This is a genomic window from Streptomyces sp. NPDC029836 (assembly GCF_055574495.1).
Map to the genome: position 1 here is coordinate 494674 of NZ_JBVHZI010000003.1, position 26066 is coordinate 520739.

Genomic DNA, 26066 nt, shown 5'->3' on the forward strand with positions numbered 1-26066 from the left:
CCGCACCGCGTGGCCCACCCGCCGGCCGGCCCGGGTGGTCTAGTGCTGTGACCGGAAAGGTCCACCGGCAAACCTTTCCGGCCACAGCACTAGCGGCACAGGGCGACGATGCTCGGGTCCACCCGGCCGCGGGCCGCCGCGCACAGCGGAGCCATGGCGAACGTGCGCTGCGGGACCGGCCCCTGGCGGGGCGGCAGTTGGCGCTGACGCGCCTTCGGGGCGGGAGCGGGCGCCCGGCGTACGGCCTTCGGGGGTCGGACCGGCCGTTCGGGGGCGGCCCGGCGCGGCGGACGGTCCACGGCTCGGCGCGGTGCGGGCCGCTCCGGTGCGGCGGCGGGGACGGCGCGCCCGGCGGGGGCCGCCGTCCCCGCCGCCCCGTCGGGAGCCGGCGTCGGCGTCGCCCCGACCTCGGGCAGCGGCCCCAACGGCCAACCGACGGGAGCTGGTTGCCGCACCGCCGGGCTGGACGCGGCAGTCCCCGGCACCCCGCTCGGAGCGGGCGGCCGTACGGTCACGCATCCCGTCGCCAGCATCAACGCGGCCGGCAGCACCACCCCGAGGAGCAGCGGCATCAGGGACCGGGGCCGGGCCCGCAACAGGGGCAGGGGTGCGATCGGGGACAGGGGCGGGACTCGGCGCGGCTGCATCCGCCCAGCCTGCCGCACCGGCACACGCCGGGACCTTTCCCGTCACACTGATGGGTGAGATCCAGAACGGACGACGCACCCTCGGCTCAAGCGGCGCGAGCGCCCCCCGACCCGAAGGACTCAGGTACCGCACGTGACGGTGTCACGGGGTGTGTAACGGGTCTTCAGCGTCTCGCGCTTGACCTCTTGCCCGCCCTTCACGAATATCCGGTCCACGGCCACGTCGAAGCCCTCCAGCGGGGACTGGGGCTCGCACTTGGGGCCCGTACCGGTGCGGGTCGCCGGCGGCTTGACGTTCGTGCGCGGCCCCTTCTCCGCCTTCACCTCGTCGTACTTCTTCGTCCCGAAGAAGGTGATGGTGACGGAGGAGTCGGTGGCTTCGGCCTGGATGTACAGGGCCTTGCCCGAGTCGTTGGCGAACCTCAGGTCCAGGCTGCCCCAGGCCACCGTGGCCTCACGGCCCTCCGGGTAGCGCTCGATGTAGAAGGAGTGCGCCCCGTGCTCCACGGGTTTGACGCCCGCGAAGAACATCGCGTTGAAGACGGTCGTCGCGACGGCGGAGACGCCGCCGCCCGCGGCCTTCTCGTACACGCCATTGTTGATCATGATGCCGTCGACGAAGCCGTTCTCCTTCGTGCGTTCGCCGACCCGCTGGTTGAAGCTCCACGTCTCGTCGGGCATGACCACCGAGCCGTTGATCAGCTCGGCGGCCCTGCCTATGTTCGTCGTCCGGTACGCGGCCCGCTCGAACGGCACCGTGAACGAGGACACCTGCTCCTTGAGCCCGAGCCGCGCCACGCTCTCCCGGGTCAGCCGGGGCTGGACCTCCTCGGTGGCGATCTCGCCCGTACGGGCCGCCGCCCCGCTGCGCGTCAGCAGCGGCAGCACGGCCTTGCCCAGGGTCCCGGCGGTGACCTGCCGGCCCGGCCGGCCGTCCTCGGCGACGGTGACCTGCCCGGCGGCGTCGACCCGCAGCTTCGCCTCGACCGGCCCGGGGGAGGCCTGGCGCAGCGGACCGCCGACGGCGGGATCGGCCAGCAGGGCCTTCTCGTCCAGGACCGGCGCCAGCCGGCCCGTGCCGTCGTCCTTCATCGACAGGTGCTTGCCCAGCGCCGCCGGGGCGACGGGTACGCGCTTGCCGGCCACGGTGAGGGTGACCGGCGCCGACATGGCGGGCTCGCCGAACTCCTTCAGGGCCCGGTCCGTCTCCTGCTGCCCGACGCGCGGCTCCGTGCGCCGCACGGGCAGCTCCACGTCGGCCGCCGAGCCCGCGGCGCGCGGATACGCGGCCCGCAGCGCGTCGAGCGAGCGGTCCACGTCGAGGGCGATCCCGGCGGCCGGTGCCGTGGCCTTCGCCTTGCCCTTCTCGAAGGTCACCGCGCCCTCGCGAGCCCCCTGGCCGGTCTTCTCGCCGATGCCGTCGAGCGCGGCGCGGGCCGCCCTCTCGTCGAAGCGGACCACCGGCCGCACGTCCGGGTCACCGGAGGCGAAGAGCCGACCGATCACCGTGAACGGGTCGGAGCCGGCGCGCGCGGCGCGGTCGACGGTCCCGGCGGTGTCCAGCGACAGGCCGAGGCTCGCCGGCGCCGCCTGCTCGGTGCGCTCGCCGACCCGCAACCCCAGCGGGGCCGTCGCCGACGGCCCGAGGTTCCGGGCCAGGGCTTGACGGGCCTCGGCGCGGGACATCCCGCCGATGTCGACGCCACGCACCTTCGTGCCCGGCGCGACCTCTTCCCCGGCGAGGAGCAGCCCGGCCGCGTACAACCCGCCGAAGGCGAGCACCGCGGCGCCTCCCGCGACCCCGACGACCATCGGCGCGGTCCACCGCTTTCCGGTGGCCGCGCCGGTCTCCGTACGGGGTGCGCGTCGCATGGCGGTGCTGTCTCCTTCGGTCCGGGTACGTGGTCGGACCGGCGGTTTTCACACCGCCAGCCCGCACCGCGGACGGTATCAAGATCGACATAACCAGGTCATAAGGAGGTATAGCGAGGGTAAAGCCGATCCGGGTGGTCCGCCCGGTGTGCGCCGTAACCCGCAGGCCGCACCCGCTGTTGCACAACCCGGCGGGCCCACCCACGGTGAACGGAGTTCCGATGCCGCAGCTGACCGACGATCCCGGACGGGCGGGCACCCGGATGACCCCGCAGGAGTACGGCGCCTCGCGCGCCACGCTCTGGACCGCGGCGGTCGTCCTCGTCACCGACCCCGACGGCCGGGTCCTCGTCCAGAGCGTCGACTACCGCCCCGACCGGCTGCTGCCGGGCGGCGCCGTGGACGCGGGGGAGTCACCCGCCGCCGCGGCCGCCCGCGAGGTGCGCGAGGAACTCGGAGTCGACGGCCACTACCCGCACGGCCTCGCCGTGGACTGGATCCCGGCGGACACCCCCGGCTTCCCGCCCGAGATGGGCTTCCCCGGCGAGATCCTCCACGTCTACGACGGCGGTACCTGGACCCCGGAGCGGATCCGGTCCGTCCGGCTCCCCGCCCAGGAGGTCACCGGCATCGACTTCGCCGAGCCCGCCGACCTGACCGCCCTGATGGAGCCGGTCGACGCCCGCCGCGCCCTGTCCGCCCTGCGCGCCCGGATCGGCGGCGGCGGACCGGCCCTCCTGGAGGCGGGACGCCCCACGACCCCCACCGCCCTCGACCGGCTCGGCGTCCTGCGCACCCGCCGCACCCCGCAGCACGGGGCCTGGATCCCCGCCCCCGTCCCGGCGCACCTGCCGGTGCGGGAACGCTCCGGGTGGCTCTTCGCCCCCGACGGCCGCGTCCTGCTCCTCGTCGCCCGCGCCACCGGCGCCGTACACCTGCCGTCACCCACCGCCGAACCCGCCGTCGCTCCCCTCACCCTGGGCTACCGCCACACCGACCGGGGCGCCCTCACCCGCACCGCGGCCCGGCTCACCGCGGTGAGCCCGACAGCCGACGCGGCGTACGCGCGCCTGCTGGCCACCCCGGAACAGGTACGGGAGCTCAACGACTGGGGCCCCGCGGGCCACCACGAACTCGCGGCCGTCCACGCGGCCCGCGCCCGGCTCGCCCTGCCCGCCCCGCCCCGCACCCCGCCGACGGAACTCCCCGAGCGCGGCGTCCGCTGGTGACGGCGCCGCCGTGACCCGACCAATCCGCCGGCGCGGGCGACCGGTCCCGCAGCATGGGCCCATGACCGACAGTGACATCAACTACACCCTGTACATCCAGGCCGACCCCGCCCGGGTCTGGCAGGCCCTCACCGAGCCCGCCCTCACCCGCCGCTACTGGGGCCTGAGCTTCGAGACGGACTGGGCGGTGGGCTCACCCATGACCTGGGTCGAGCGCGGGGCGCGCACCAGTGACCCCGAACAGGTGGTCCTGGACTGCGTACCGGACCGCCGGCTCTCCTACACCTGGCACACCTTCACCCCGCAGTGGGCCGCCACCGTGGGCATCGAGGAGGAACTGCGCGCCGAACTGGCGGAGCAGCCGCGCACCCGGGTGACGTACGAGATCGAACCGGTCGGCGACACCCTCGCCCGTCTCACGGTCCACCACGAGGGGTTCCTGCCGGGCGGCACCCTGATCGGCATGTGCGGTCGGGCCTGGCCGCTGCTCGCGTCCAGCCTCAAGACCCTGCTGGAGACGGGCGCCCCGCTGCCGGAGACCGGTCACGACGAGGAACAGGGCTCCGGCGGCCACGAGGCCCGCGGCGGGTGAACCGCCGGGGTGCCGGGCGGCCCCCGGGGACCCTGCGCGCGATCCGTTCACCCCGGTCGTGTGGAATGGCCGTATGGGGACACGCGAGCACGAGACGATCCGGGAGCAGGGCGGCGACCCGGCGGACCAGGCCGGGCGACCGCTCCGGGCCGGCGCCGCGCCGCCCGTCCCGCCGCGGCCCGCGCCCGGCCGCTCGGGCTACGCCGGGCACCTCGACCGCCTCGCCGCCGCCTCGGGCACCCGGGCCGAGCCCGACGCGGTGGCCGCCGTGCTGAGCGACCCCGACCCCGTCATGGCCGACAGCGCCGTCGTCACCCACCTGGACCGGCGGGCCGTGCGGCTCCCCGCCGACGCCACGTTCGCCGACTGGGCGGGCGCCCTGCGACCCGCCGTCGCCGGCCGGCCCTTCCCGGCCCGCCGACTGCGGGAGTGGACCCTGCTGAAGGCGATGGAGGCCGGTGGCCCGTGGTCGGCCGACGACCTGGTCGCCGCCTCCGACTGGTGCCAGCACGCCGCCGCCCTCTCACCGGCCCCGTACGAGGCGCTGGCCGTCCTCGCGACCTCCGCACGGACCGGTCGCGCACGCAACGTCGCCGCTCAGCGCCTGCGCCGCCTGGCCCTGCCGACCGACCCCCGCGTGAGGTAGCCGCGGACAACGTCGCGGACCCCCCCGTCCCTCGGAGCCGGCTGCGCGGGTTGCGGCGGCTGCGGGGGCGGCTTCTGAGGCCTGCGAACAGTGTGCGCGGCGCGGCGCCGCCGGCGAAGTGGAGGCAGTGCCTGCCGCGAAGTCTCGTCAGACGCCAGTACGAGGGCTTATGGTCCTCCATACCTGGCCAGGTATCAGCGTTGAACCGATGCCACTCCACTGGAGGATGACTCTCCGTGTCGCACGTTTCACAGGCCCCCGTCACCACCCCCGACGGCGAGCCTGCACCGCCCGTCCCCCGAACGTTCGGAGAGGTCAAGGGCTGGTTCTCGGCCCATGACCAGGTCCTGTTCGACTGGTTCCTCACCCGTCAGAACGAGGACGCCGAAACCCCGGGCGACATCCTCGAACTGGGCGCCTTCATGGGTAAGAGCGCCATCTTCCTGGGCGGATACCTGCGCGACGGTGAGGAGTTCACCGTCTGCGACCTCTTCGATTCCCCCGCGCCCGACGACTTCAACCTCGCCGAGACGCGTGACTCCTACCCGACGCTCACCCGGCGCGGGTTCGAGACGAACTACCTGGCCTTCCACGAGGCGCTGCCCACGGTCATCCAGGCGCCGACCTCCGTGGTCTCCGACCGCGTACGGCCCGGGAGTTGCCGCTTCGTCCACATCGACGCCTCGCACCTGCACGAGCACGTCGTCCAGGACATCGACTCCTCGCGGCTGGTCGCCGGCGAGGGTGCCGTGGTCGTCTTCGACGACTACCGTTCCGAGCACTGCCCGGGCGTCGCCGCCGCCGTCTGGGCCGCGGTCGCCACCGGCGAGCTGCGGGTGATAGCCGTGTCGGCCCTGAAGCTGTACGCGACCTGGGGCGACCCCGAGCCCCACCGGAAGGCCATGCTGTCCTGGCTGGAGGGCCGCACCGACCTGTGGCACGGCGTCGACATCGTGCACGGCGAGCCGCTGGTGCGGATCGGCGGCGACACCGCGACGGCGCCCCCCGAGCCGAAGCCGTTGAAGGAGCCCGAGCCGGTGGAACCCGTCGTCGTCGCCGCGCCGCCGGTCGCCCGGCCCGCGCCGCGACCGGGCGCCCGCCGGCGCAAGCTGGTCAAGGACCTGCTGCCGCCGATCGTCACCCGCGCCATCGTCGCCCGACGGCGCCGCCGGGCCTGACGGCGGCGCGGTACGACGCCGGTCCCGCCCCGCGGGTCCGGCGCCCGCGCGTCACAGTCCCTTGCGGACCCGGGCCGCGCGGCGGGCCTCGGCGGCCTGTCGCGCCTCGATGGTCCTGCGGGACTCCTTGCCCTTGCCGGGGCGGCCCGGGCGGGTGCCGATCCCGCGGAACCCCAGGTCGGAGCCGCTCGGCCGACCCTTCGCGTCGGTCGGCGCGGCCCCCGAGAGCGGAACCCCGGACGGCGCCTTCGCGCCGGTGATCCGGCTCAGCGCGGCCTCACCGGAGCGCACCTGGGTGATCGTCGGCCGAATCTTGGCGTCGGCCATCAGCCGGACGATGTCCCGCCGCTGGTTGGGCGTGACCAGGGTGACGACCTTGCCGGACTCGCCCGCGCGGGCGGTCCGGCCGCCCCGGTGCAGGTAGTCCTTGCTGTCGGCCGGCGGGTCCACGTTGACCACCAGGTCCAGGTCGTCGATGTGGATGCCCCGGGCGGCGACGTTCGTCGCGACCAGGACGGTGATCAAGCTGTCCTTGAACTGCCCGAGGGTGCGGGTGCGCTGCGGCTGGGACTTGCCGCTGTGCAGCCCCTCCGCCCGGACGCCCATGGCCCGCAGGTGCTTCACGAACTGGTCGACGCCGTGCTTGGTGTCGAGGAACATCAGCACCCGGCCCTCGCGCGCCGCGATCTCGGTCGCCGCCGAGATCTTGTCGGCGGCGTGGATGTGCAGCACGTGGTGGTCCATCGTGCCGACGGACGCCGACTGCGGGTCCACGGAGTGCGAGACGGGGTCCTTCAGGTACCGCCGCACCAACTGGTCGACGTTGCGGTCCAAGGTGGCCGAGAACAGCATCCGCTGCCCGGCGTGGTGGCACTGGTCCAGGATTTCGGTGACCTGCGGCATGAAGCCCAGGTCGCACATCTGGTCCGCCTCGTCCAGCACCGTGATCTTCACGCGTTCCAGGTGCACGTCCCGCCGCCCGACCAGGTCGCTCAGCCGCCCGGGGGTGGCCACGACGACCTCCGCGCCGGTGCGCAGCGCGCCGGTCTGGCGGCCGATCGACAGCCCGCCGACGACGGTGGCCATGCGCAGCTTCAGGGCCTGCGCGTAGGGGGACAGTGCCTCGGTGACCTGCTGCGCCAGCTCGCGCGTCGGTACGAGGATCAGGGCCAGCGGCCGCTTCGGGTCGGCCTGCTGCCCCGCGGTGCGGGCCAGCAGGGACAGGCCGAAGGCCAGGGTCTTACCCGAGCCGGTACGGCCGCGGCCGAGGATGTCGCGGCCCGTGAGGGAGTTCGGCAGGGTCGCGGCCTGGATCGGGAACGGCTCGCGCACCTGCTGCTCGGCCAGGGTGCTCAGCAGCTCGGCGGGCAGGTCGAGCTCCTCGAACGAGGTCACCGGGGGCAGCGCCGGGGTGACGGTCCGGGGCATGGTGAACTCGCCCTGGGGGCCGAGGGTGCGGGGAGTCTTGCCGCCGCCCTTGGCTCCGGGCTTGGAGCCGGCCTTCGCTCCGGCCTTGATGCCGAAACGCCCGTGAGCTGACGGGTTCTTCATGCAGAACCTTCCGTGAGGTGAGCGAGCGCGGCGGTCGAACGGGACGGGGAACGGCGACGAGCCGGGGTCCGTACCCCTTCGGTACGGGTCCCGGCTCGTCGTACGCGTCCGCATCGGGTGGAAACACCCCGCGCCTCAAGTTTCCCGGCCATTTTACCAGCCGGTCACTCCGCGGGCGGGGGGCCGATCTCCCCGGCCCGTACGCGGGTCAGGTGGGCCTGCATCTCGGCCGTGGCCCGCCCGAACCAGTCGGCGATGACGGCGACCTCGGCAGGGGAGTAGTCGGCGAACAACGCCCCGAGCCGGGCGTAGAACGGCTCGTACACCGCGACGACCCGCACTGCCGCCGCCGGGTCGGCCACCACCCGTACCCGGCGCCGGTCGGTGGGGTCCGGCCGGCGGTGCGCGTACCCGGCGCGTTCCAACCGGTTGATCACCCCGGTGACGGCGCCGGTCGTCAGGTGGGTCAGTTCGGCGAGGTCACCGGCGGAGAGCGGGGCGTCCCCGGCGCCCAGTACGTGGCCCAGGCAGGTGAGGTCGGTGACGTTCAGGCCGAGCAACTGGGCCACTTCCTGCTGGCCTATGAGGCCGAGGGCCACGTACTGGTCCATGCGCGCGATGGCCTCGCCGGCCGTCGCCGGGGGGCGGGACTTGCCGTGCACCCACATACTCCTTAGTATCTAAGTTACTTAGCTCGTGAGATAAAAGATCCTGCTCCGAGCGTACTGGCGCCCGTACCCCCAGGGAGAATCATGAGCGCGCACGGCGATGTCGACCTCGGCCACACCGTGGCCGGCTGGACCGGAACGACCTTGGCCCTGCTGGGCTGCGCGGGAGCGGGCGTGGCCCTTTGCGCGGCCTGGACGCCCGGCATCCGGCTCGGCCTCGGCCTGATCCCGGTGGCGGGGATCGTCACCTGGCTGCTCCACCTCGCCGGCTGGGGCAAGCCGAGCGGCCCCAGGTCGCGCGCCGAGTGGGATTGGCGCACCCGGGACACCACGGCCCGCGCCGGGCACGCGCACTGCCTGGGCTGTCGGGTCGGGGGTCCCCGCCGGGCCGCCGTCGCGCGCGTCCCCCGACCGGCAGCGCAGCTGCCCGTCGGGGACGGCGCGATGTGAGCCCCGCGCGATGCGGTCATGTGTTCGAAGTGCCACGGTTGGCCGCGTTCGGCGTGTGCCGCGAGCGGCGGGTGGGCACTATCGAGACGGCTGCACGTGCGGCCCGCGTGGAACGTTGAGAAGGATCAGTACCCATGGCAACTGGCACCGTGAAGTGGTTCAACTCGGAGAAGGGGTTCGGTTTCATCCAACAGGACGACGGCGGCCCCGACGTGTTCGTGCACTTCTCCGCGATCCAGACGACCGGCTTCAAGGAGCTGGCCGAGGGCGCGAAGGTCGAGTACGACGTCACGCAGGGCCCCAAGGGGCCCCAGGCCGAGCAAGTGGTGGCGCTGTAACACCGCTTCGCGAGCCCAGCCCGTGACGAGGAGCCCCCGCCGGACACCGGCGGGGGCTCCCGCACGTGCGGGAGCCCCCGCCGGTGTCCGGCGGGATCAACCGGTCGGGGGCAGGGCCCGGTGCAGGGCCAGCAGCAGGGCCCAGACCCGGTCGGCGAGTACGGGCGGTCCGGTGTCCGGAACCAGCCCGTGCAGCCAGTCCGCGAGGACGCCGGTGAAGGCCGCCGCCACCGCCGAGGCGACGAGGTCCGCGTGCGGGGCGCCGACGGCCGACCGCTCGGCCCGCGCGCGGGCCCGTAGCTCCCGGTGCAGGCGCTCGCCGAGCGGGCCGCCGCCGCCCGGCAGGAGCAGGCTCCGGTACAGGGCCGCGCGATCGGCGACCTCGGCGAGGTACTCCGCCAGCGCGGCCGGCGGGCGGAGCGGGGCGAGCGAGCCCGGGCCGGTCTGCCAGGCGTGCAGGGCGTCGACCGCCGCGTGTGCCACCTCGGCGCAGGCGTCCACCGCGAGCGCGGGCAGGTCCTCGTAGTGCAGGTAGAAGGTGGCGCGACCGACGCCGGCCCGGCGCACCACCGCGGAGACGCTCACCTCGGTCGGCTCGCGGCCGGCCGCGCACTCGGCGAGCAGGCTCTCGCGCAGCCGCGCCTTGGTCCGCGCGGTCCGGGGGTCCTCGGCGCGGCCCCGTTCGGGGCGCGGGTCCGGCGGGGTCACGCGGCGAGGAGCGCGGCGCCCAGGGCGAGCGCGCCGGGCAGGGCCTGGGCGAGGAGGATTCGACGGTTGGCGGTGGCGGCGCCGTACAGCCCCGCGACGATCACGCAGATCAGGAAGAAGACCTGCGTGGCCAGGGAGTCGATGACCAGGCTCCAGACCAGGCCGGCGGCGAGGAAGCCGTTGTAGAGCCCCTGGTTGGCCGCGAGCGGGGCGGTCAGGTGGGCGGTGTCCGCGTCGAACCCGGACAGCGCGCGGCCCGGCGGCCGCTGCCACAGGAACATCTCCAGGACCAGGAAGTACGCGTGCAGTGCGGCGACGACGCCGATGAGAACCTGAGCGACCGTGTGCACGGCCACCTCCACTCCGTCCCGGCGGCCCCCGGCGTCCCCGACGGCCTCGATTTCCTGGACAACTGTACAGGAAATCGAGGCAGTGTCGGCGCGTCCGCCCGCCCTGGGCCCGGCCCCCTATCCCTCCCGCACCGGGAGGACGAAGATCGCCGCGACCGGGCAGGCCCGCGCGGCCTCGCGGACGAGCGGGCTGCCGTGCCCGTCCTCGCGGCCGGCCAGCACCTCCCCGAAGCCGTCGTCGTTCTGGGTGAACACCTCCGGTGCGGTCAGCGCGCACTGCCCGGCGCCGATGCAGACGTCGTGGTCGACGGAGATCCGCACGCCGCTCACCAGGCCACGGGCAGTTCGACCATGCCCTGGATGGTGTCCCCGGGCTTGAACGGGATCCGGTCCGGATCGGCCGCCAGCCGCAGCCCGGGCAGCCGCTCGAACAGGGTCCCGAGGGCGATCTCCATCTCGGCGCGGGCCAGGTTCTGCCCGAGGCACTGGTGGATGCCGAAGCCGAACGCCAGGTGGTGCCGGGTGGGGCGGTTCCAGTCGAGGGCGTCGGGCTCCTCGAACACCGACCCGTCCCGGTTGATGACGGAGGTGGCGAAGACGACCCCGTCGTCCGGGCGGATCGTCACGCCGCCCACTTCGATCTCCTCGGTCGCCACCCGCAGCATGCCGTCGGCGATCGACAGGAACCGCATCAGCTCCTCCACCGCCTCCGACATCAGGGACGGGTCGGCGCGCAGCTCGGCCAGCTGTTCCGGGTGCCGCAACAGGGTGAAGGTGCCGAGCGAGATCATGTTCGCCGTCGTCTCGTGCCCCGCGACCAGCAGGATCACCGCCAGGGCGACCAGTTCCTCGACATCGGTCCCGCCGGTTTCCAGGCGGGTCGCGATCAGCTCGTCCAGCAGGCCGTCGCCGGGATCGGCGCGCTTGCGCCGGATCAACGCCTCCAGATACGCGTCGAGCTGCTCGCGGGCGTCCTCGACGTCGGCCGGTCCGGGGCCGCGCAGCAGCCGCCGCGACTGTCCCTCGAAGAACTCGTGGTCCTCGTACGGCACCCCCAGCAGGGCGCAGATGACCGTGGACGGCACCGGCAGGGCGAAGGCGGAGACGAGTTCGGCCTCCGGCCCCCTGGCCACCATCGCGTCGATCAGCCGGTCCACGGTCTCCTGGATGCGGGGGCGCAGGGCCGCGGTCCGCTTCAGGCTGAAGCTGGGGATCAGCATCCGGCGCTGCGCGTTGTGCTCGGGGTCGTCGACCCCGAGGAGGGCGGTGCGGCGGTTCTGCAGGCCCTTGAACCGCGGGGTGGGGGTGGGGAAGGCGGCGTTGGTGCGGTCGGTGGACAGCCGTCCGTCGGAGAGCAGGGCGCGGGCCTCGGCGTGGCCGGTGACCACCCACACGGAGCGTCCGTCGAACAGGGTCACCCGGGACAGCGGCCGTGCCCCGCGCAGCGGCGCGTAGGCGGTGGGCGGGTGATAGGGGCAGGTCCGGTCCTGGGGGAAGGCGAGGGCCTCGGGGCCGGCTTCGGGGCCGGTTCCGGGCGTGGCTCCGGGCGTGGCTTCTGACGTGGCTTCGGAGAGGGCTTCGGACATGAGAACAACACCTCGCAAGCGATGGTTCCGTCGCGACGGACTCCATTACATGCCTGAGGCACCTATCCCACCTATGCCACTTTCGGCCACACTGCCCGGGTTCACCCGCAGGGACCCACGCCCGCAACCACCCCGGCGGGCGCGCGGGCCGCGCCGAAGCGACCTCGGAGTCCTACAGGTGGGCGTCCAGGAAGGCGCGGAACCCCTCGCGGTCCAGCGGCCCCGCGTGGGAGGCCACCGCCTCGCCCGACTCGACGAGCACGACGGTCGGGGCGCCGGTCACGCCGAAGCGGCGGACGGGCCCGGGGCAGCGGGTGATGTCGGTGCGGACGGCCGTCAGCCTCGTTCCGTACTCCTCGGCCAACTCCGCGACGAGTACGTCCATCGTCCGGCAGGCCTCGACGACCTTGGGCCAGGTGCCGGTGAAGTAGGCGAGGACCGGGCCCGGTGTCATGCCGACGATGAAGTCGAATTCCTGGTCCTCCAGCGGCCGGTGTACCCGACGGGCCATGGGTGGTGCTCCTCAGTTCGCGGTGCGGTGATCGACAGCGTAGGCGGTCCCGGCCGTCCCGGGCCCGGACCCCGTTGTCAGTGGGGCCTGTGAAGCTGGGCCCCATGGACGACAGGATGCTGCGGCGCCGGGTCTACGGCGCCGACCACGACGATCCCGATCCGGGCCCGCGCCCCGGTCACGCCTACGGCGAACTCGTGGGCGGCCCCCTCGACGGTCTCCTCCTCGACGTCACCGGCTGGAGCGCTCCGCAGCTCGCCGAGGAGGCCCGACTGCACACCGAGATAGGGCGCTACGGGGCGGGCGGTCGTACCCACTACCGCCGCCGCAGGGGCGACCCCGGGCGCTGGGACTGGACGGGGGACAGCCCGTAGCGACCGGCGGGCCCTACGGGCGTCGCGGGGAGGATTCGGTCGGGGGACGGCTCTCGGAGATCATGGAGATCCGTCATGTGGGGAAGGAAGTACCCGTGGGTCACCTGGTGATGAGTACCGGCGACATGCGCAACGCGATGAGGCTGCTCACCGCCGTCGAGCGCACGCCCGAGCAGGAGCGTCGCCTCGGCCGCATCCGCGAGGAATGCGCGCGCGAGGACGGGCGGCTGCGGAGCCAGGGCGTGGAACTCGACGTCTCCGTGGCGGCGGCGCTGGAGGAACTCCTCGACGGAGAGGTGAGCGGGCAGATGGGGCCGCAGTGGACCTACGCCCTGCACGAGCTGATCGCCGCGCACTTCTCGGACACCCACGACCTCGGGTACTGGGCGAGACAGTCGTGGTTCGCGACGGTCGACGAGGCGTTCTCGGCAGCCGGTGTCCCGTCCCACCTGGGCATCTCGGAGATCTTCATGTCCGGACCACCGGTGCGCCTGCCCCACCCCGGGGACAGCACCCCGTGGATGGGCACCTTCCCGACCGCGGACGCCGCCGCGTTCGTCGCGGCCCACGAGGCCGTGCTCGACGTGGTGGAGCCGGAAGTCCGCGAGACCGCCGAGTACTTCATCAAGGCGATGCGCTTCGAAGCCGAGGAATGGGAGGCGGCCGGGGCGGCCGAGGGGGGCGAGGGGGGCGAGGGGGGCGACCGCGTCCACGACACCCTGTTCTTCTGGTGTTCCTGATCCGCCACGGGCGTACCTGACGCCAGGTCGCCCCGCGCTCCGGGCGCGCAGGAGCCCCCGGTCCGCCGACGAGCGACCGGGGGCTCCGCACCGTTCTTCCGCCGTCCCCGCCCGATCGGATGCGGTGCGGGGCCGACCCCGGAGGAGGACGGGCGGGAGCGGGTCAGCCGGCCGTCGCCGTACGGCTGACCTTGCGCGCCCACAGCACCAGCGGGACCTGGAGCGGCAACCGCCCGATCGCCGCGGCGAGGTGGGCGGGGGAGCCCCGGCGGGCGTCGACGGCCATCTTCACGTTCGCGGGGAGCACGCCCACGAAGAACGCCGCCGCGGCCATCGCCGCCACCCGGCGGGTCCGGGGGTGCGCGACGCCCACGGCGAGCGCCAGCTCCGCCGCGCCACTCGCGTACGTCCACCCTCGCGGGGTACCGGGCAGTGACGCGGGGACCATCGCGTCGAACGGCTTCGGCGCGACCGCGTGCAACACCGCGGACCCGGCCAGGAGACCGGCGAGCAGCATCGGTGAGGAGGGGGTGCGGGGCATCGGGAGTCCTCTCGGAGTGGCCAGGGGCCGTGATCCTACTCGCCGGTAGGCCCGTTGGGCACGGTCCCGGGGGGCGGGCCGCAGCGCGTCGGGTGGCCGCTCCGGAGAATTCTCCGAAGAATTTCCTCCGGAGCTGTCGATCCGGGCGCCTCCCGTTCGACGCACAGGTGAGAGGCGGGGAAAGTCCCCGCTCCCGCGACCGAGGAGTCACCATGCCGCGCTTCCTGACGATGATCCGCATCAACGAGCAGGCCCTGCCGCCGGAGGAGTTCCCCGCCGACTTCCAGGAGCGCATGGGCGCCCTGCTGGAGGAGATCACCAAGGCGGGCGTCATGCTCGACACCGCCGGCCTGCTGCCCACCTCCGAGGGCACCCGGGTCAGCTGGGCCGACGGGAAGATCAGCTACACCGACGGCCCCTTCACCGAGACCAAGGAGGTCGTCGGCGGCTACTCCCTCAGCCAGTGCAAGGACAAGGAAGAGGCCGTCGAGTGGACCCGGCGCTTCCTGGAGATCCACCCCGCGCACTGGAACGTGAGCGCCGAGGTCCGCCAGATCGACGAGATGTGATCCCCGTCGACGTGAGGTGATCCCTGCGGCCCCGCGCCGCGTTTGCCCTGCCTCGTCACGGCTGCTCTGATGGGTGGCCGTGACGGCAGTGAGTACGACCCGAGCGGTCGAAGCGGTGTTCAGGATCGAGTCGGCGCGGATCATCGCGGGTGTCGCGCGCATCGTGCGTGACGTCGGCATCGCCGAGGAACTCGCGCAGGACGCCCTGGTCACGGCACTCGAACAGTGGCCGGTCGACGGCATCCCCGACCGGCCCGGGGCCTGGCTCATGGCCACCGCGAAACACCGCGCGATCGACCTCGTCCGCCGCAAGGAGACCTACGCCCGCAAGCTCGCCGAGGTCGGCCGCGCCCTGGAGGACGTGCCGGCCCCGGAGGAACCCGTCGACCCACAGGACATCGACGACGACCTGCTGCGGCTCGTCTTCACCGCCTGCCACCCGGTCCTCGCGACGGACGCCCGCATCGCGCTCACCCTGCGCCTCGTCGGCGGCCTGACCACGCAGGAGATCGCCCGCGCCCACCTGTCCGCCGAACCGACCGTCGCCCAGCGCATCGTGCGCGCCAAACGGACCCTCGCCAAGGCCGCCGTGCCCTTCGAAGTCCCGTACGGCGCCGACCGCGAGCAACGCCTCGCCTCGGTACTGGAGGTCATCTACCTCATCTTCAACGAGGGCTACTCGGCCACCGCCGGGGACGACCTCGTCCGCCCCGCCCTGTGCGAGGACGCCCTGCGCCTGGCCCGGGTGCTCACCGGGCTGATGCCGGGCGAACCCGAGGTGCACGGGCTCTGCGCCCTGCTGGAGTTCCAGGCCTCCCGCATCGCCACCCGGACCGACCCCGACGGCGAACCGGTCCTGCTCGCCGACCAGAACCGGGCCCGCTGGAACCGGCTCCTGATCCGGCGCGGCGTGGACGCCCTGCACCGGGCGGGCAGCGGCCCGTACTCCCTCCAGGCCGCCATCGCCGGCTGCCACGCGGCCGCCGTCCGGTACGAGGACACCGACTGGACGGCCATCGCCGCGCTCTACGGACGCCTCGTCCAGCTGATCCCGTCACCGGTGATCGAGCTGAACCGGGCCGTCGCCGTCTCCATGGCCGAGGGCCCCGGAGCCGCCCTGCCCCTCGTCGACGCCCTCACCGAGGAACCCGCGCTGCGCTCGTACCACCTGCTGCCGAGCGTACGGGGCGACCTGCTGGAGCGGCTCGGACGCGGACCCGAAGCCCGCGCCGAGTTCCTGAGGGCGGCGTCCCTGACGCGCAACGCACGCGAACGGGACCTGCTGCGGCGCCGCGCCGACGCCCTGTGAACGGGGCGCCGCGGTGAACCGGTGCGCCGCGCCGACGCCCCCGGGCCCGCCGACGGGCCGCCTCAGACCCTGACGCGGCCCGGTTCCGGCCGGCGGGGCGCCGTGAGGGCCACCGGCCGGCCGAAGCCGCCGGAGCGGGCGACCGTCTGCACCGTGCGGCGCAGCGCCTCCTGGAAGTCGCCCATCGTGCGCCGCGCCGCCGGGGTGTCCACGTACAGCGAGTTCATGTGCAGCCCGTCCGTGTCCCGCTGGAACCACGAACAGGCGCCGTTGGCGCGGGCCGACCACACGTGCGTGGTGGGCCGCCACTCGTCGTGGCGTTCGGCGCCCCGACACCTGCGCATGTCGATGTACGAGAAGAAGTTCACCGGGTACGGCCACGCCCGGGCTGCGAACTCCTGCGGTGCCAGCAGCTCCCAGGCCCTGACGAACGGCACGTCGATGTGCCCGATCATCTCGCCGAACCCGGCTCGGACCGAGGCCATGACCTGCGCGAAGTCCAGCCCGGGCGAGGCGTCGAACTCGATCGGCATGGTGTTCACGAACCACCCCACCGAGTCGCTCCACGCCTCGCGCCCGCGCTCACTGACGGGCATGAACCCCCGGTAGACGCCCGGTCCGCCGGCCTCGCGCAGACATACGCCGACGGAGCCCAACACCCCCATGAACGGCTTCGCGCCCGCCTCCAGGCAGACCTTCTCGAAGACCTCGGCCTCGGCCGCGTCGAGCAACGAGGAGGCCTCGTTGACGATCGGGTACATGCGGTCGGGCTCCACGCCCAGATCGAGCGGGAACCGGGGGAAGAACTCCCCGTTGCTCTCGATGAACGACTTCCAGTAGTCCAGCCGTTCGTCCCCCGCGTCGATGGACAGGTAGCGGCGGCGCTGCTCCTCGGCGAAGTCGAGGTAGCTGGGCGCGGGCGGCAGTACGGCCTCCGTGCCGGCGAGCAGGGCCTCGTAGGCGGTCAGCACCTCGTTGACGACGATCGGCATCGACATGCCGTCGCACACGATGTGGTCGAAGGCGAGGTAGACCGTCGCCGACTCGGGGCGCAGTACGGCGCCCATGGTGAACAGCGGCCACGAGAGGGTGTCGATGCTCCGCTTGAACCGCTCGACGAGGAAGTCCCTCACCAGGACCGCGTCGTCGAAGGAGGCGATGTGCTCTGCCTCCAGGGCGAGTTCGTCGGGCGCGATGGGCTCGCACGCCAGCTCGCCCGCGAGCCGCCGGAACTCGCACCGCAGCACCTCGTGCCGCTGGACGAAACCCAACAGAGCCTGTGCGAGGTGTGGTTCGTCGAGGATCCCGTCGATCTCGAACGTCACGGCGACCCACGACGCGACCGGGTCGTCGGCCGCACGGCTCGCCTCGGCGACGGTGAAGTGCTTGTCCTGGTTGAAGGAGGCCCTCCTGCCCGCCGTGTCGCTCCGGTCCCCGGCCGGCGCCGCAGTGGACCGCAACCGCCACTCGACCACTCGCCCCGGCGCCACGTCGTGCATATCCAGAGGAAACTGCCGCATTCCGTCATCCCTTCGCCCCCGAGTCAACCCCGTGCGCCTAACGACACCCGGACCGAGGAAGTGACGCATCCGCCGTCGCCGCAGGTCGGCGGGGGCGGGCGACGGCGGGAAGGGGCGGTCCGGGGGCGCGGTGGCGACCGAACGGGACCGTCGCGCCCCGGCCCTACCGCGCCCCGGCCCTACCGCGCCCCGGCCCTACCGCGGCGCGGAGCCGGATGTGGCTTCGGATGCGGCTTCGGCTTCGGTTCCGGCGTCCGGCGCCTCCTGCGCGTCGTGTCGGCGGACCTCGATGTGGTCGGCGGCGAGGTCCACCGCCACCCGGTCCTCCATGCCCAGCGCCTCCAGGAACTTGGGCGGCAGCTGGACCCGTCCGCCGCGGTCGAGCATGACGTACTCGCGTTCGCTGATCGACTCCGCGCCGTGCTCGTCGGTGACGGTGCGGCGCAGGACCTCGCTGCTGGTCCGGCCGTCCCGGATGGCCACGGTACGGCGGACCTCGCCCGCCACCATCGGGTCGTGCGTCACGATCACCACGGTCGCGCCCAGCTCCCGGTTGACCGAGCGGAACGCCTCGAAGACCGTGGCGCGGGTCTCGGAGTCCAGTTCGCCGGTCGGCTCGTCGGCCAGGAGGACCGCCGGGTCGTTGGCCATGGCCACCGCGATCGCGACGCGCTGCTGCTGCCCGCCGGACAGCTCGGCCGGGCGCCGGTCCCCGAGCCCACCGATCTCCAGGGCCTCCAGCAACATCCCCACCCGCTGTGCGCGCCCCGCCGCCGCCTTGCGCCCGCCGCCCTTCAACTGCATCGGTAGCGATATGTTCTGAGCGGCCGTCAGGAACGGCAGGAGGTTGCGGGAGGTCTGCTGCCAGACGAAGCCCACCGCCTCGCGGCGGTAGCGCAACCGGTCGCGGGCCGACATCTCCAGCAGGTCGTAGCCGCCGACGACCGCCTTCCCGGCCGTCGGGACGTCCAGGCCCGCCAGGATGTTCAGCAAGGTGGACTTGCCGCTGCCGGAGGCGCCGACCAGGGCCACCAGATCACCCCGGGACACCGTCAACTCCAGCCCCTGGAGCGCCTGCACCTCGACGCCGTCCGAGCTGAAGACGCGTACGAGACGGTCGCAGACGATGGCGGTACCGGCGTCCCGGGCGCGCGGCTCGGCGGCGGCCACCGCCTGCCGGCGCAGCTCCTCGTAGGTGGGCGCTTCGCTGTTCAACGTTGGTCTCCCGCTCTCAACTCGGTGGTGATCTGGCGGCGTCCGGACACGGCGGCCTCGGCGAGCACGACCAGCGCCGCCAGCGCCGCCATGGCCAGGGCGGGGACGAGGACCGGCGCGGCGGCCGGCGGCAGCCCGACCGGTACGGTCGCGCCGACCAGCGCCGACAGGTCGACGGAGCCGCCCAGCAGGCGGACGGCGACGGCCGCGGTCAGTATCCCGCCGAGCGCGGCCGCGAACACCTGCGGCAGCGACTCCGTCAGGACCAGGGCCACGCCCTCTCGGGGACGCAACCCCATCGTGCGCAACCGGGCCAGCAGCGCCCCGCGTTCGGGAGCGGCCCGGACCAGCCCGAGCAGGACGGCCAGCAGGGCGAAGCCGGCCGCGCCGGCCACGGAGACCCCGAACAGGCGCCCGGCGGCCCGCTGGAGGGGGCTGGAGTCGAGCCGGGCGAAGACCTCCGCGCTCGTGTGGACGAGGTAGCGGTCGGCGGAGGCGGGCGCGGTCGTACGGAGCAGCTCGCGCACCCGGTCCCCGTCGGCCCGGCCGACGGCGAACCAGTGGGTGGCGTCGGCGACCCCGGGTACCCGGGCGGTGACGGGACCGGCCGGCAGCACGATCGTGGCCGACGCGACCCCCGGCCGCGCCGGAGTGCCGTCGACCACGGCCACCGGCCGCACCCGCAGGTCCGTACCGTCGCGCAGCCGCACCCGGTGGCCGCCCTCCGGCGGCCGCCCGGGCAGGTCCCCGCTGACCAGGGCGGGAACCGGCGCGCTCCCGCCGACGGCGCCGCCGAGGAGCGCGGCGTCGAACCCGCCGCGACCCACCGTACGGGCGAGTTCGGCGTAGGCCCCCGGCTCGGCCACGATCACGGTCACCGGCGTGGCGACGCCGCCGGCGTCGACGACGGCGGCCTCCCCGTCGATCCACACGCCCAGCGAGGTCCGGACGCCGGGCAGCGCGCCCGCGGCCCGGGCGAACTCGGGGGGCACCGACTCCCCCGGAGGGGCGACCACCTGGAGGTCGCCGCCCGCCTCGGCCCGCGCCACCCGGGTGCGGGCGTCGTCCACGCCCGTCAGCACCGCCGCCCCGAACCCGCCCGTGGTGACGGCCAACAGCAGGGCGATCAGGGGCAGTACGGAGGGCCGGGCACGGCCCGCGGAGCCGCGGGCGGCCCGGGCCGGACCGAGGAAGCCGACCACGCCGGCCCGCCGCGCCCCGGCCGCGGCCAGCGCCCGCACCACCAGGGGCTGGACCCGGGCCAGCAGCAGCGCCCCGGACAGGGCGATCAGCAGCGGGGCGCCGATCAGCAGCGGGTCCGGGCCCGCCCCGGTCGGGGTGACGCCGCGCCGCCGGACCTCGGTGACGGCCGCGGCCGTGGCGGCGACGACCAGCAGCTCGGCGACCAGCCGGCGGCGCGGAGCGGGCCCCCGCGGGGCCGACAGGAGGACGAACGCCCGTACGGGGAAAGCGGCCAGCGCCACGAGGGTGACGGCCAGGGCCGCGCCCAGGGCGGCGCCCAGCCGCGGGGTCGGCAACAGCAGCAGGGCCGCCGCGGCCCCGAGGAAGGCGGCGGGCAGGACGGTGACGGCGCCCTCGGCGAGCAGGCGGCGGACGATGCCGGCGCGCGAACCACCCCGGGCCCGCAACAGCAGGAGCTCCGCCCGGCGCCGGTCGCCGCTGAGCCCGGCGGCCAGCCCGAACACCACCAGCGCCACGCCGGCCACCCCGGCCGGTCCGATCGCCGCGAGCGGGGCGGCGGCCTGCTGTTGGGCCCGCAACTCGGCGAACAGACGCGGGAGTTCCGAGGTGACCCGCAGATCGACGCGGCCGGTGTCCTGGGACAGCGCGGTGGCGGTGGGGCCGGCCACGTAGGCGGAGACCTCGCGCCCGACGTCGGACAGCCGATCGGCGCGCAGTCGGGTCGTGTCCACGGGGAGGCGCCAGAAGTCGGCGGAGCCGCTGCCCCAGGAGGCGAGCCGGTCGAGTGCGTCGGGGCCCACCAGGGCGGAGGTGAGCCAGCCGCCGTTGTTGGGGTAGCAGGCCCGGGTGGCGCAGTTGAGGTCGGTCCAGAACACGTCCGAGGGGTCGTCGACGGTGTAGAGGCCGACGATCTCGGCGGTGATCGGCGCGGAGAGGGTGTCCGCGGGCTTCAGGACGGTGCCGATCCGGGCCTTGAGGGTGTCGGCGGCGCTCTTGGACAGGGCGACGGGGACCGGCCCGTCGGCGGCGCCGCCCCCCGGCCAGCGGCCCTCCACCAGCCGGGCGTGCGCACCGGCTTGGGGTAGGAACAACAGGCCCACCTGGGGCGGGAGTTCGTCGAGTACGGCGAGTTCCTTGTTGGCGAGGGCGCGGGGCTTCGTGCCCCGGGCCCCGTACACCGGGCCGGAGTCGGCGATGCGGAAGGCGCCCCCGGTGCGGGCGCGCAGCGTACCCAGTGAGGCCTCCAGGTCCTGCTGCGAGGCTTTCGCCGGAGGTGACGTGGCGGTCGCGTACAGGCTGGTCGGGCCGGGGCCGGCGGCGCGCAGGAACTCCCGCAGCGCCAGGTCGGCGCCCCGGTCGAGGGCGCGCGGCAGGGCGGTGGCCAGCAGTACGGACACGAACGCCAGGACGGCCGTGAGCAGCGTGGCGGCGGGAGCGGCCCGCAGCCTGGTCCACACCCACGGGGTCTCCCGCAGGCGGTGCGCGGCCGTGGCGGGGGCCGGTTCGGGCCGCTCTTCCGGGCAGCCGGCGGGCGGGCTGGTCACATCTCCTCCACGTGGCGCAGCCGGGCGGCCACTCCTCGATCGCGGCGGCCACCGAGCACGGCCGACAGCAGGGGCACGACGGCGATGGCGGCGGCCAGGGCCAGCATCCGCAACTCCGGCAGGTCCACCCGTACGTGCGGGACGGGCCGCTCCGCACTCGGGGTCAGGACCATCAGCGGCACCGTCGTGTGCACGATGAACGCGCCCAGGCCGAGCCCCACGGCCGTACCGAGGCCGACCAGGACGCAACCCTCGGCCGCGGCGGCCCCGGCCAGGGCCCGCCGGGGCGCCCCGAGGGCCAGCAGGATCGCGGACTCCCTGGCACGGCGGCGGGCGGCGGCGGTCGCGGCGGCGGCGAACCCGATCGCGGCCAGCACCGCACAGGCCACGGCGAGGGCGGCCAGGGCCGTCTGCGGACCGGCGCTGAGCGGGTCGTCGAGCAGGTCGGCGGTGACGTCCTCGCGCAGCAGGACCTGCTGGGACCCGGCGGACGCCCGGAGTTCGGCGGCGGCCCGGGCCGGGGCGGGATCGTCGGCGGAGGCGGCGGGCAGCCACCACTCGTCGGGGGCGGGCAGGGCGTGCCCGTCCATCGTGGCGAGCAGCCGGCCGGCGGCGGCGAGGTCGACGGCGATCGCCCATTCGCCCGCGACGGGCAGCGAGGCGACGGTTCCGGTGATCCGGACGGGGAGGACGTCCATGCCCAGCCGGACCTGGATCACATCGCCGGGCTTGGCCCCCACCCCGCGCAGGTAGGCGACCGTGGCGAGGCCGGGCAGTTCGGCGGGGGCGCCGCGGGCCGGGGTCAGGGTGAGGGTGAGGGCGCCGGTCGCGGTACCGCCCTGGTAGCGCAGGCCCATCAGGGCCCCGTTCGCCTCCTCGGCCGGCACCGGCCGGCCCGCCGGAGCGCCGTCGGCCGGCATCGGGGTCGCCAGGTCCCAGGCGGGCGCGGGCGCCGTGACGGGGGTCGCGGCGCCGCCGGGGGAGTCGGTCACCGACACCCGGCGCAGCGTCACCTCCCCGGTGACCGGTTCGCTCGCGTCCGAGGGGGCGAAGTACCCGGGTCCGGTGCCGTAGGCCAGTGTGAACCCGGCGATCGTCAGGGGCGGGGCGACGGACCCGAACGGGGCGCCGGCCAGGGCCGCGACGTCCACGGAGACGGTGCCCTCGCCCTCGGTCAGGGCCACCGCCGGTGCCCGGTGGGTCAGCCCGAAGCGGTCCCGGAGCAGCACGCCCAGCCGGGGGTCGCCACTGTTCCCGCGGGTCCGCAGGGACACGTCGAGGTCGATCCGCCCGGGCGTTCCCGGCAGTTCGATGCCGGCGCCGCCTTCGGGGGGCACCGCGAGCGGCCCGAACAGTGCCCGCATGGGCCGTCCGTCGCGCAGGTCGGAGCGCAGCGGCACCGCCCGGGCGACGGCGGCGGAGTCCAGCGCGAGGAGTTCGCCGACGCCGGCGTCCGGCAGCGCGTGCCGGGTGCGCAGCACCGGGGTGGCCCGGTCGCCGCCGGGCAGGGCCGCGTACCGGCCGCCCTGCCCCAGGGGCGCCAGGTCGCTGCCGGTGATCCGCAGGCCGCCGGCGGTGCTGAAGGAGGCCTGGTCGCGCTGCGAGTCGGACCAGGCGGTGTGCCGGCCGAGCGCGAGGACCCCGCTGGACACGGCGAGGACCAGCAACAGGACGGGCCCGGTGGCCGCCGCCGGGCGGCGCGCGAGCTGCCAGCCGACGAGGGCCCGGCCCAGGCCCCGGCCCCGGGCCGCGAGCCACCCGCCCAGGAGCGCGGCGAACGGCAGCACGCGCAGGACGAGGAGGGTGCCCGCGCACAGGGCGAGGGTGGGGGCGGCGACCAGGACCGGATCCACGCCGAGCCCGCCGGAGGTCCCGCCCCCGGCGGCCCCGGAGCCGCCGTACCGGTCGAGTTGCCGGTAGGCGAGGAGGGCGAGCGCGAGCACCGCCAGGTCGAGTCCGGAGCGGGCGGCCGCCGAGACCCGGGCGCGGCGGCCCCCGACGCGGGCGAGGAGCCCGGCGGCCGCGCCGCGCAGCACGGCCGGCAGCGCGGTCAGCAGGACGCACATCAGCGCGCACCCGGCCGCGACCGGCCACAGCACCCAGCTGCCCCCGGTCTCCAAGGGGGTCCCGGCCGGCGGGCCGTGACCGGCGGCGACGCGCAGCAGCGGCGGGGTGAGCAGCGGGGCCAGGGCGGCGGCGGGCAGGGCGAGCAGCAGCGATTCGGTGGCCGTGAGCATCCCGAGGCGGCGGCGGGAGGCCCCGCGCGCGGTGAGCAGGACCCGCTCCGGTTCCTGACGTTCCGTCAGCAGCCGGGAGACGAGGAGGAGCGTCGCCGCCGCGAGTACGGCCAACTGGAGCGCGCCGACGGCGAGGGTGGACCGGGCGACCTGCCGGGCGGTGTCGAGCCCCCGCAGGTACTCCGGTAGTTCGGTGCTCGGGGTCAGCCCGTACGGTTTCGCGCCGGGGGTCGGAGCGCGCTCGCGGACCCCCTCGATCTGTGCGGCGCTCGCCTGCGAGAAGTCGGCGGTCAGCAGGGTCGCGCGACTGTTCTGCACCAGCGCGCCGGCGGTGAAGGCGGAGTCGTGGACGAGCATCGGACCGTAGGTGGCGAAGCCGGCGACCTGGAGTTCGCGGCCGCCGAGCGGGTCGAGCCGCCAGTAGGGGGCGCTCCGGTCGATGGCCCGGTAGACGCCGGTGACCAGCACCGTCAGCGGGGCGCCGCCGTAGCGGTCGTCCAGGCGGACCTCGGCGGGCAGGGCCGCCGGGTCGAGCCGCAGGCGGCTCAGCGCCGTCTGCGGCACGGCCACCGGTATCCGCTCGGTCCGCCCGGCCGCGGTTTCGGTTCCTCCGGCCACCGCCTCGGGCCACCGGCCCGCGAGGAGGCGTAGGCGCTGCTGGTCGAGCGCGGCGAGGACGGTCAGGTCGGCGTCCCCACCGGCCGCGCCGCGGCCGCCGGGCAACCCGTACGAACGGCTGCGCGCCACGCTCTCGACGCCGAACGGTAGCGGCCCGAACAGCGCGGCGCCGAAGGCGCGCGCGTTCGCGTCGTCCCCGGCGCGGGTGCCCAGGGCGTGTTCGGCGGAGAGCAGGACCGAGGTCCTGGCGTGTCCCGGGCCGGTCAGTGCCTGCCGCGTCGCCGCGTCGTCCACGTTGCGGGTGAAGGCGAGCAGCGCCGTCAGCGTGGTCGTGGTGATGAGCGCGGTGAGCAACGCGGCGGCCGCGAGCGGCAGTCGCCCGCGCATCCGGCGCACGACAAAGCCGATCATGTGCCTTCCTTCCCCCCATCCGGACCATGGGCACCGGATAGCGGACGATGCTGTCAGATTCGATCCGACAGTGGAAGGGACTTGCGTGCGGGACGTGACAGATGAGCATATTCGGAATCGAAGGTGCGCAAGTGAGCCGGCCCGGAGGGAAGTCCACCATGAAGCAACAGGAGAACGCGGCCACCGCGACGTCCATGATGGTGGTGCGCGACCTGCGCAAGAGCTTCGGCACGGGAGAACGCGCCGTACACGCCCTGAGAGGCGTCACCTTCGAGGCCCGACGCGGTGAACTCACCGCCCTCAAGGGCCGGTCGGGGTCCGGAAAGACCACCCTGCTCAACCTGGTCGGAGGACTCGACACCCCGACCGGCGGCACCGTCGAACTCGACGGAACCGACCTGGCCGGGCTGGACGAGGACGGATTGCTCGCCCTGCGCCGCGACCGGATCGGTTTCGTCTTCCAGTCCTTCGGACTCATTCCGGTGCTGACCGCCGCCGAGAACATCGGCATCCCGATGCGGATGCGCAAGGTCCCGGCGAAGCAGCGCGAGGAACGGGTCCGCACGTTGCTGGCCCTGGTCGGCCTCGTCGACCACGCCGAGCAACGGCCCGGCGAACTCTCCGGAGGTCAGCAGCAGCGCGTCGCCGTGGCCCGCGCGCTGGCCAATGAGCCCGCCCTGATCATCGCGGACGAGCCCACCGGCCAACTCGATGCCGAGACCGGCCGCTCCATCATGCGGCTGCTGCGCGCCGTGGTGCGCAGCGAGGGAGTCACGGCACTGGTCGCCACCCACGATCCGACGATGATCGAACTCGCCGACCGGGTGGTGGAGTTGCGTGACGGGCGGATCGTGACGGAGCCGACGGACTGATGGCCGGCCTCCCGCGTTCCGGCGGCGCCGGCAACTGCCGTGCCAGTGCGAGGGCCAGCAGCAGCGGGATCAGGGTGAGCGCCGCGAAGGTCACGGTCCCACCCCCTGAGGGACGCCGTTCACCGACCGGATCCGCTCCTCCAGTGACAAGAGGAGCCGGACGGAACGGGAGGCTCCGGCCAGCTCCCAGGAGCGGCCGCTCAGGACCCACCGGTCCAGCGCGTCCAGCAGGGCCGAATCGCAGAAGGAGACCCGGGTCGCGTCGAGGAGGAGGCGTCGTGCGCCGCGTACGGCCCCTTCGTCGAGGAGCCCGCGCAACGGGGCGCAGGTGTAGTGGTCGAACTCGCCGGCCAGGGTGACGGCCAGGACGCCGTCGCGGAGCGCGGAGCGTATGCGGGGGAGCGGGTCCGGACCGGCGTCCGGCTCCGCTTCGGCCGACCGGGCCGGTGCGCGCGGATCGTGGGGTTCCGGCGGACCGGGTGGGACGGTCCGGGCGGACGGGGCGGCTGAGGCGGTCGGTGCGGACGGGGCGGTCAGAGCGCGGGTTGCGGGCAGTATCGGGGCGTTTATGGGAGGGTTCACGCCCG

General features: G+C 74.5%; 26 protein-coding genes. 11 read left to right on the forward strand and 15 right to left on the reverse strand.

Going from position 1 to position 26066, the window contains the following annotated elements:
- Positions 1-89: 89 nt before the first annotated feature.
- Both ACZ4XJ_RS13085 and ACZ4XJ_RS13090 read right to left on the reverse strand, forming a co-directional pair.
- Positions 90-647 (reverse strand): hypothetical protein, encoded by a 558-nt coding sequence (locus ACZ4XJ_RS13085; RefSeq protein WP_468496205.1) that lies wholly within the window; start codon positions 645-647, stop codon positions 90-92.
- Between the two features lie 120 nt (positions 648-767).
- The gene (locus ACZ4XJ_RS13090) at positions 768-2519 is read right to left on the reverse strand and encodes a VanW family protein (RefSeq protein ID WP_468496206.1); all 1752 of its coding nucleotides are present in this window, start codon (positions 2517-2519) and stop codon (positions 768-770) included.
- 221 nt (positions 2520-2740) lie between these two features.
- Here ACZ4XJ_RS13090 and ACZ4XJ_RS13095 point away from each other — a divergent pair, with 221 nt between their 5' ends.
- The 4 genes from ACZ4XJ_RS13095 (at position 2741) to ACZ4XJ_RS13110 (ending at position 6164) form a co-directional block, all read left to right on the forward strand.
- Complete coding sequence (locus ACZ4XJ_RS13095) at positions 2741-3748, forward strand: NUDIX domain-containing protein (RefSeq protein WP_468496207.1); 1008 nt, start codon at positions 2741-2743, stop codon at positions 3746-3748.
- Between the two features lie 61 nt (positions 3749-3809).
- Positions 3810-4340, forward strand: coding sequence for an SRPBCC domain-containing protein (locus tag ACZ4XJ_RS13100; RefSeq protein ID WP_468496208.1), 531 nt, complete (start codon positions 3810-3812; stop codon positions 4338-4340).
- A 73-nt stretch (positions 4341-4413) separates the two neighbouring features.
- Positions 4414-4986 carry a hypothetical protein gene (locus ACZ4XJ_RS13105; RefSeq protein ID WP_468496209.1) on the forward strand — a complete coding sequence of 191 codons (573 nt, stop codon included), beginning with the start codon at positions 4414-4416 and terminating at the stop codon, positions 4984-4986.
- 236 nt (positions 4987-5222) lie between these two features.
- Positions 5223-6164 carry a class I SAM-dependent methyltransferase gene (locus ACZ4XJ_RS13110; protein ID WP_362879092.1) on the forward strand — a complete coding sequence of 314 codons (942 nt, stop codon included), beginning with the start codon at positions 5223-5225 and terminating at the stop codon, positions 6162-6164.
- 51 nt (positions 6165-6215) lie between these two features.
- Here the strand turns inward: ACZ4XJ_RS13110 and ACZ4XJ_RS13115 are convergent, their stop codons facing one another.
- Entirely contained in the window at positions 6216-7715 is a 1500-nt protein-coding gene (locus ACZ4XJ_RS13115) for a DEAD/DEAH box helicase (RefSeq protein WP_468496210.1), read from the reverse strand.
- Positions 7716-7879: 164 nt separating this feature from the next.
- On the reverse strand, positions 7880-8377 hold the full coding sequence (locus ACZ4XJ_RS13120) for a helix-turn-helix domain-containing protein (RefSeq protein ID WP_362879094.1): 498 nt from the start codon (positions 8375-8377) through the stop codon (positions 7880-7882).
- Between the two features lie 90 nt (positions 8378-8467).
- Between ACZ4XJ_RS13120 and ACZ4XJ_RS13125 the strand changes: the two genes are divergently transcribed.
- Positions 8468-8833: an HGxxPAAW family protein gene (locus ACZ4XJ_RS13125; RefSeq protein ID WP_468496211.1), complete on the forward strand. Its 366-nt coding sequence runs from the start codon at positions 8468-8470 to the stop codon at positions 8831-8833.
- Between the two features lie 134 nt (positions 8834-8967).
- Positions 8968-9171 (forward strand): cold-shock protein, encoded by a 204-nt coding sequence (locus ACZ4XJ_RS13130; RefSeq protein WP_362879098.1) that lies wholly within the window; start codon positions 8968-8970, stop codon positions 9169-9171.
- Positions 9172-9267: 96 nt separating this feature from the next.
- On the opposite strand, the gene ACZ4XJ_RS13135 is transcribed toward ACZ4XJ_RS13130, so the two are convergent.
- The 5 genes from ACZ4XJ_RS13135 to ACZ4XJ_RS13155 all read right to left on the reverse strand — a co-directional run bounded on the left by ACZ4XJ_RS13135 (position 9268) and on the right by ACZ4XJ_RS13155 (position 12326).
- Positions 9268-9879: a TetR/AcrR family transcriptional regulator gene (locus ACZ4XJ_RS13135; RefSeq protein WP_468496212.1), complete on the reverse strand. Its 612-nt coding sequence runs from the start codon at positions 9877-9879 to the stop codon at positions 9268-9270.
- Complete coding sequence (locus ACZ4XJ_RS13140) at positions 9876-10229, reverse strand: DUF1304 domain-containing protein (protein WP_468496213.1); 354 nt, start codon at positions 10227-10229, stop codon at positions 9876-9878. Before ACZ4XJ_RS13140 ends, ACZ4XJ_RS13135 begins: the two co-directional genes overlap by 4 nt.
- A 117-nt stretch (positions 10230-10346) precedes the next feature.
- Positions 10347-10550: a ferredoxin gene (locus ACZ4XJ_RS13145; protein WP_468496280.1), complete on the reverse strand. Its 204-nt coding sequence runs from the start codon at positions 10548-10550 to the stop codon at positions 10347-10349.
- Between the two features lie 5 nt (positions 10551-10555).
- Positions 10556-11815, reverse strand: coding sequence for a cytochrome P450 (locus ACZ4XJ_RS13150; RefSeq protein WP_468496214.1), 1260 nt, complete (start codon positions 11813-11815; stop codon positions 10556-10558).
- Between the two features lie 172 nt (positions 11816-11987).
- Positions 11988-12326: a thioredoxin family protein gene (locus ACZ4XJ_RS13155; RefSeq protein WP_362877836.1), complete on the reverse strand. Its 339-nt coding sequence runs from the start codon at positions 12324-12326 to the stop codon at positions 11988-11990.
- 104 nt (positions 12327-12430) lie between these two features.
- Between ACZ4XJ_RS13155 and ACZ4XJ_RS13160 the strand changes: the two genes are divergently transcribed.
- Together ACZ4XJ_RS13160 and ACZ4XJ_RS13165 are read left to right on the forward strand one after the other, a co-directional pair.
- Positions 12431-12700 carry a hypothetical protein gene (locus tag ACZ4XJ_RS13160; RefSeq protein WP_362877835.1) on the forward strand — a complete coding sequence of 90 codons (270 nt, stop codon included), beginning with the start codon at positions 12431-12433 and terminating at the stop codon, positions 12698-12700.
- A gap of 95 nt (positions 12701-12795) precedes the next feature.
- Positions 12796-13440 (forward strand): DUF7691 family protein, encoded by a 645-nt coding sequence (locus ACZ4XJ_RS13165; protein ID WP_468496215.1) that lies wholly within the window; start codon positions 12796-12798, stop codon positions 13438-13440.
- Between the two features lie 163 nt (positions 13441-13603).
- Here ACZ4XJ_RS13165 and ACZ4XJ_RS13170 read toward each other — a convergent pair whose 3' ends face one another.
- Complete coding sequence (locus ACZ4XJ_RS13170) at positions 13604-13981, reverse strand: DoxX family protein (protein ID WP_362877833.1); 378 nt, start codon at positions 13979-13981, stop codon at positions 13604-13606.
- Positions 13982-14193: 212 nt separating this feature from the next.
- Between ACZ4XJ_RS13170 and ACZ4XJ_RS13175 the strand changes: the two genes are divergently transcribed.
- The gene (locus ACZ4XJ_RS13175) at positions 14194-14550 is read left to right on the forward strand and encodes a YciI family protein (RefSeq protein ID WP_468496216.1); all 357 of its coding nucleotides are present in this window, start codon (positions 14194-14196) and stop codon (positions 14548-14550) included.
- A gap of 88 nt (positions 14551-14638) precedes the next feature.
- On the forward strand, positions 14639-15859 hold the full coding sequence (locus ACZ4XJ_RS13180; protein ID WP_468496217.1) for an RNA polymerase sigma factor: 1221 nt from the start codon (positions 14639-14641) through the stop codon (positions 15857-15859).
- A 62-nt stretch (positions 15860-15921) separates the two neighbouring features.
- On the opposite strand, the gene ACZ4XJ_RS13185 is transcribed toward ACZ4XJ_RS13180, so the two are convergent.
- The 4 genes from ACZ4XJ_RS13185 to ACZ4XJ_RS13200 all read right to left on the reverse strand — a co-directional run bounded on the left by ACZ4XJ_RS13185 (position 15922) and on the right by ACZ4XJ_RS13200 (position 24607).
- Entirely contained in the window at positions 15922-17379 is a 1458-nt protein-coding gene (locus tag ACZ4XJ_RS13185) for a condensation domain-containing protein (RefSeq protein ID WP_468496218.1), read from the reverse strand.
- Between the two features lie 195 nt (positions 17380-17574).
- Positions 17575-18594: an ABC transporter ATP-binding protein gene (locus ACZ4XJ_RS13190; RefSeq protein ID WP_468496219.1), complete on the reverse strand. Its 1020-nt coding sequence runs from the start codon at positions 18592-18594 to the stop codon at positions 17575-17577.
- On the reverse strand, positions 18591-21341 hold the full coding sequence (locus tag ACZ4XJ_RS13195) for a hypothetical protein (protein WP_468496220.1): 2751 nt from the start codon (positions 21339-21341) through the stop codon (positions 18591-18593). Before ACZ4XJ_RS13195 ends, ACZ4XJ_RS13190 begins: the two co-directional genes overlap by 4 nt.
- Positions 21338-24607 (reverse strand): FtsX-like permease family protein, encoded by a 3270-nt coding sequence (locus ACZ4XJ_RS13200; RefSeq protein WP_468496221.1) that lies wholly within the window; start codon positions 24605-24607, stop codon positions 21338-21340. The genes ACZ4XJ_RS13195 and ACZ4XJ_RS13200 overlap by 4 nt, the downstream gene beginning before the upstream one ends.
- 158 nt (positions 24608-24765) lie before the next feature.
- Between ACZ4XJ_RS13200 and ACZ4XJ_RS13205 the strand changes: the two genes are divergently transcribed.
- A complete protein-coding gene (locus tag ACZ4XJ_RS13205) occupies positions 24766-25479 on the forward strand; it encodes an ABC transporter ATP-binding protein (protein WP_468496222.1) in 714 nt (237 codons plus the stop codon).
- 90 nt (positions 25480-25569) lie between these two features.
- Here ACZ4XJ_RS13205 and ACZ4XJ_RS13210 read toward each other — a convergent pair whose 3' ends face one another.
- Positions 25570-26061, reverse strand: a complete 492-nt coding sequence (locus ACZ4XJ_RS13210) for an STAS domain-containing protein (protein WP_362877826.1) — start codon at positions 26059-26061, stop codon at positions 25570-25572.
- Between the last annotated feature and the right edge of the window lie 5 nt (positions 26062-26066).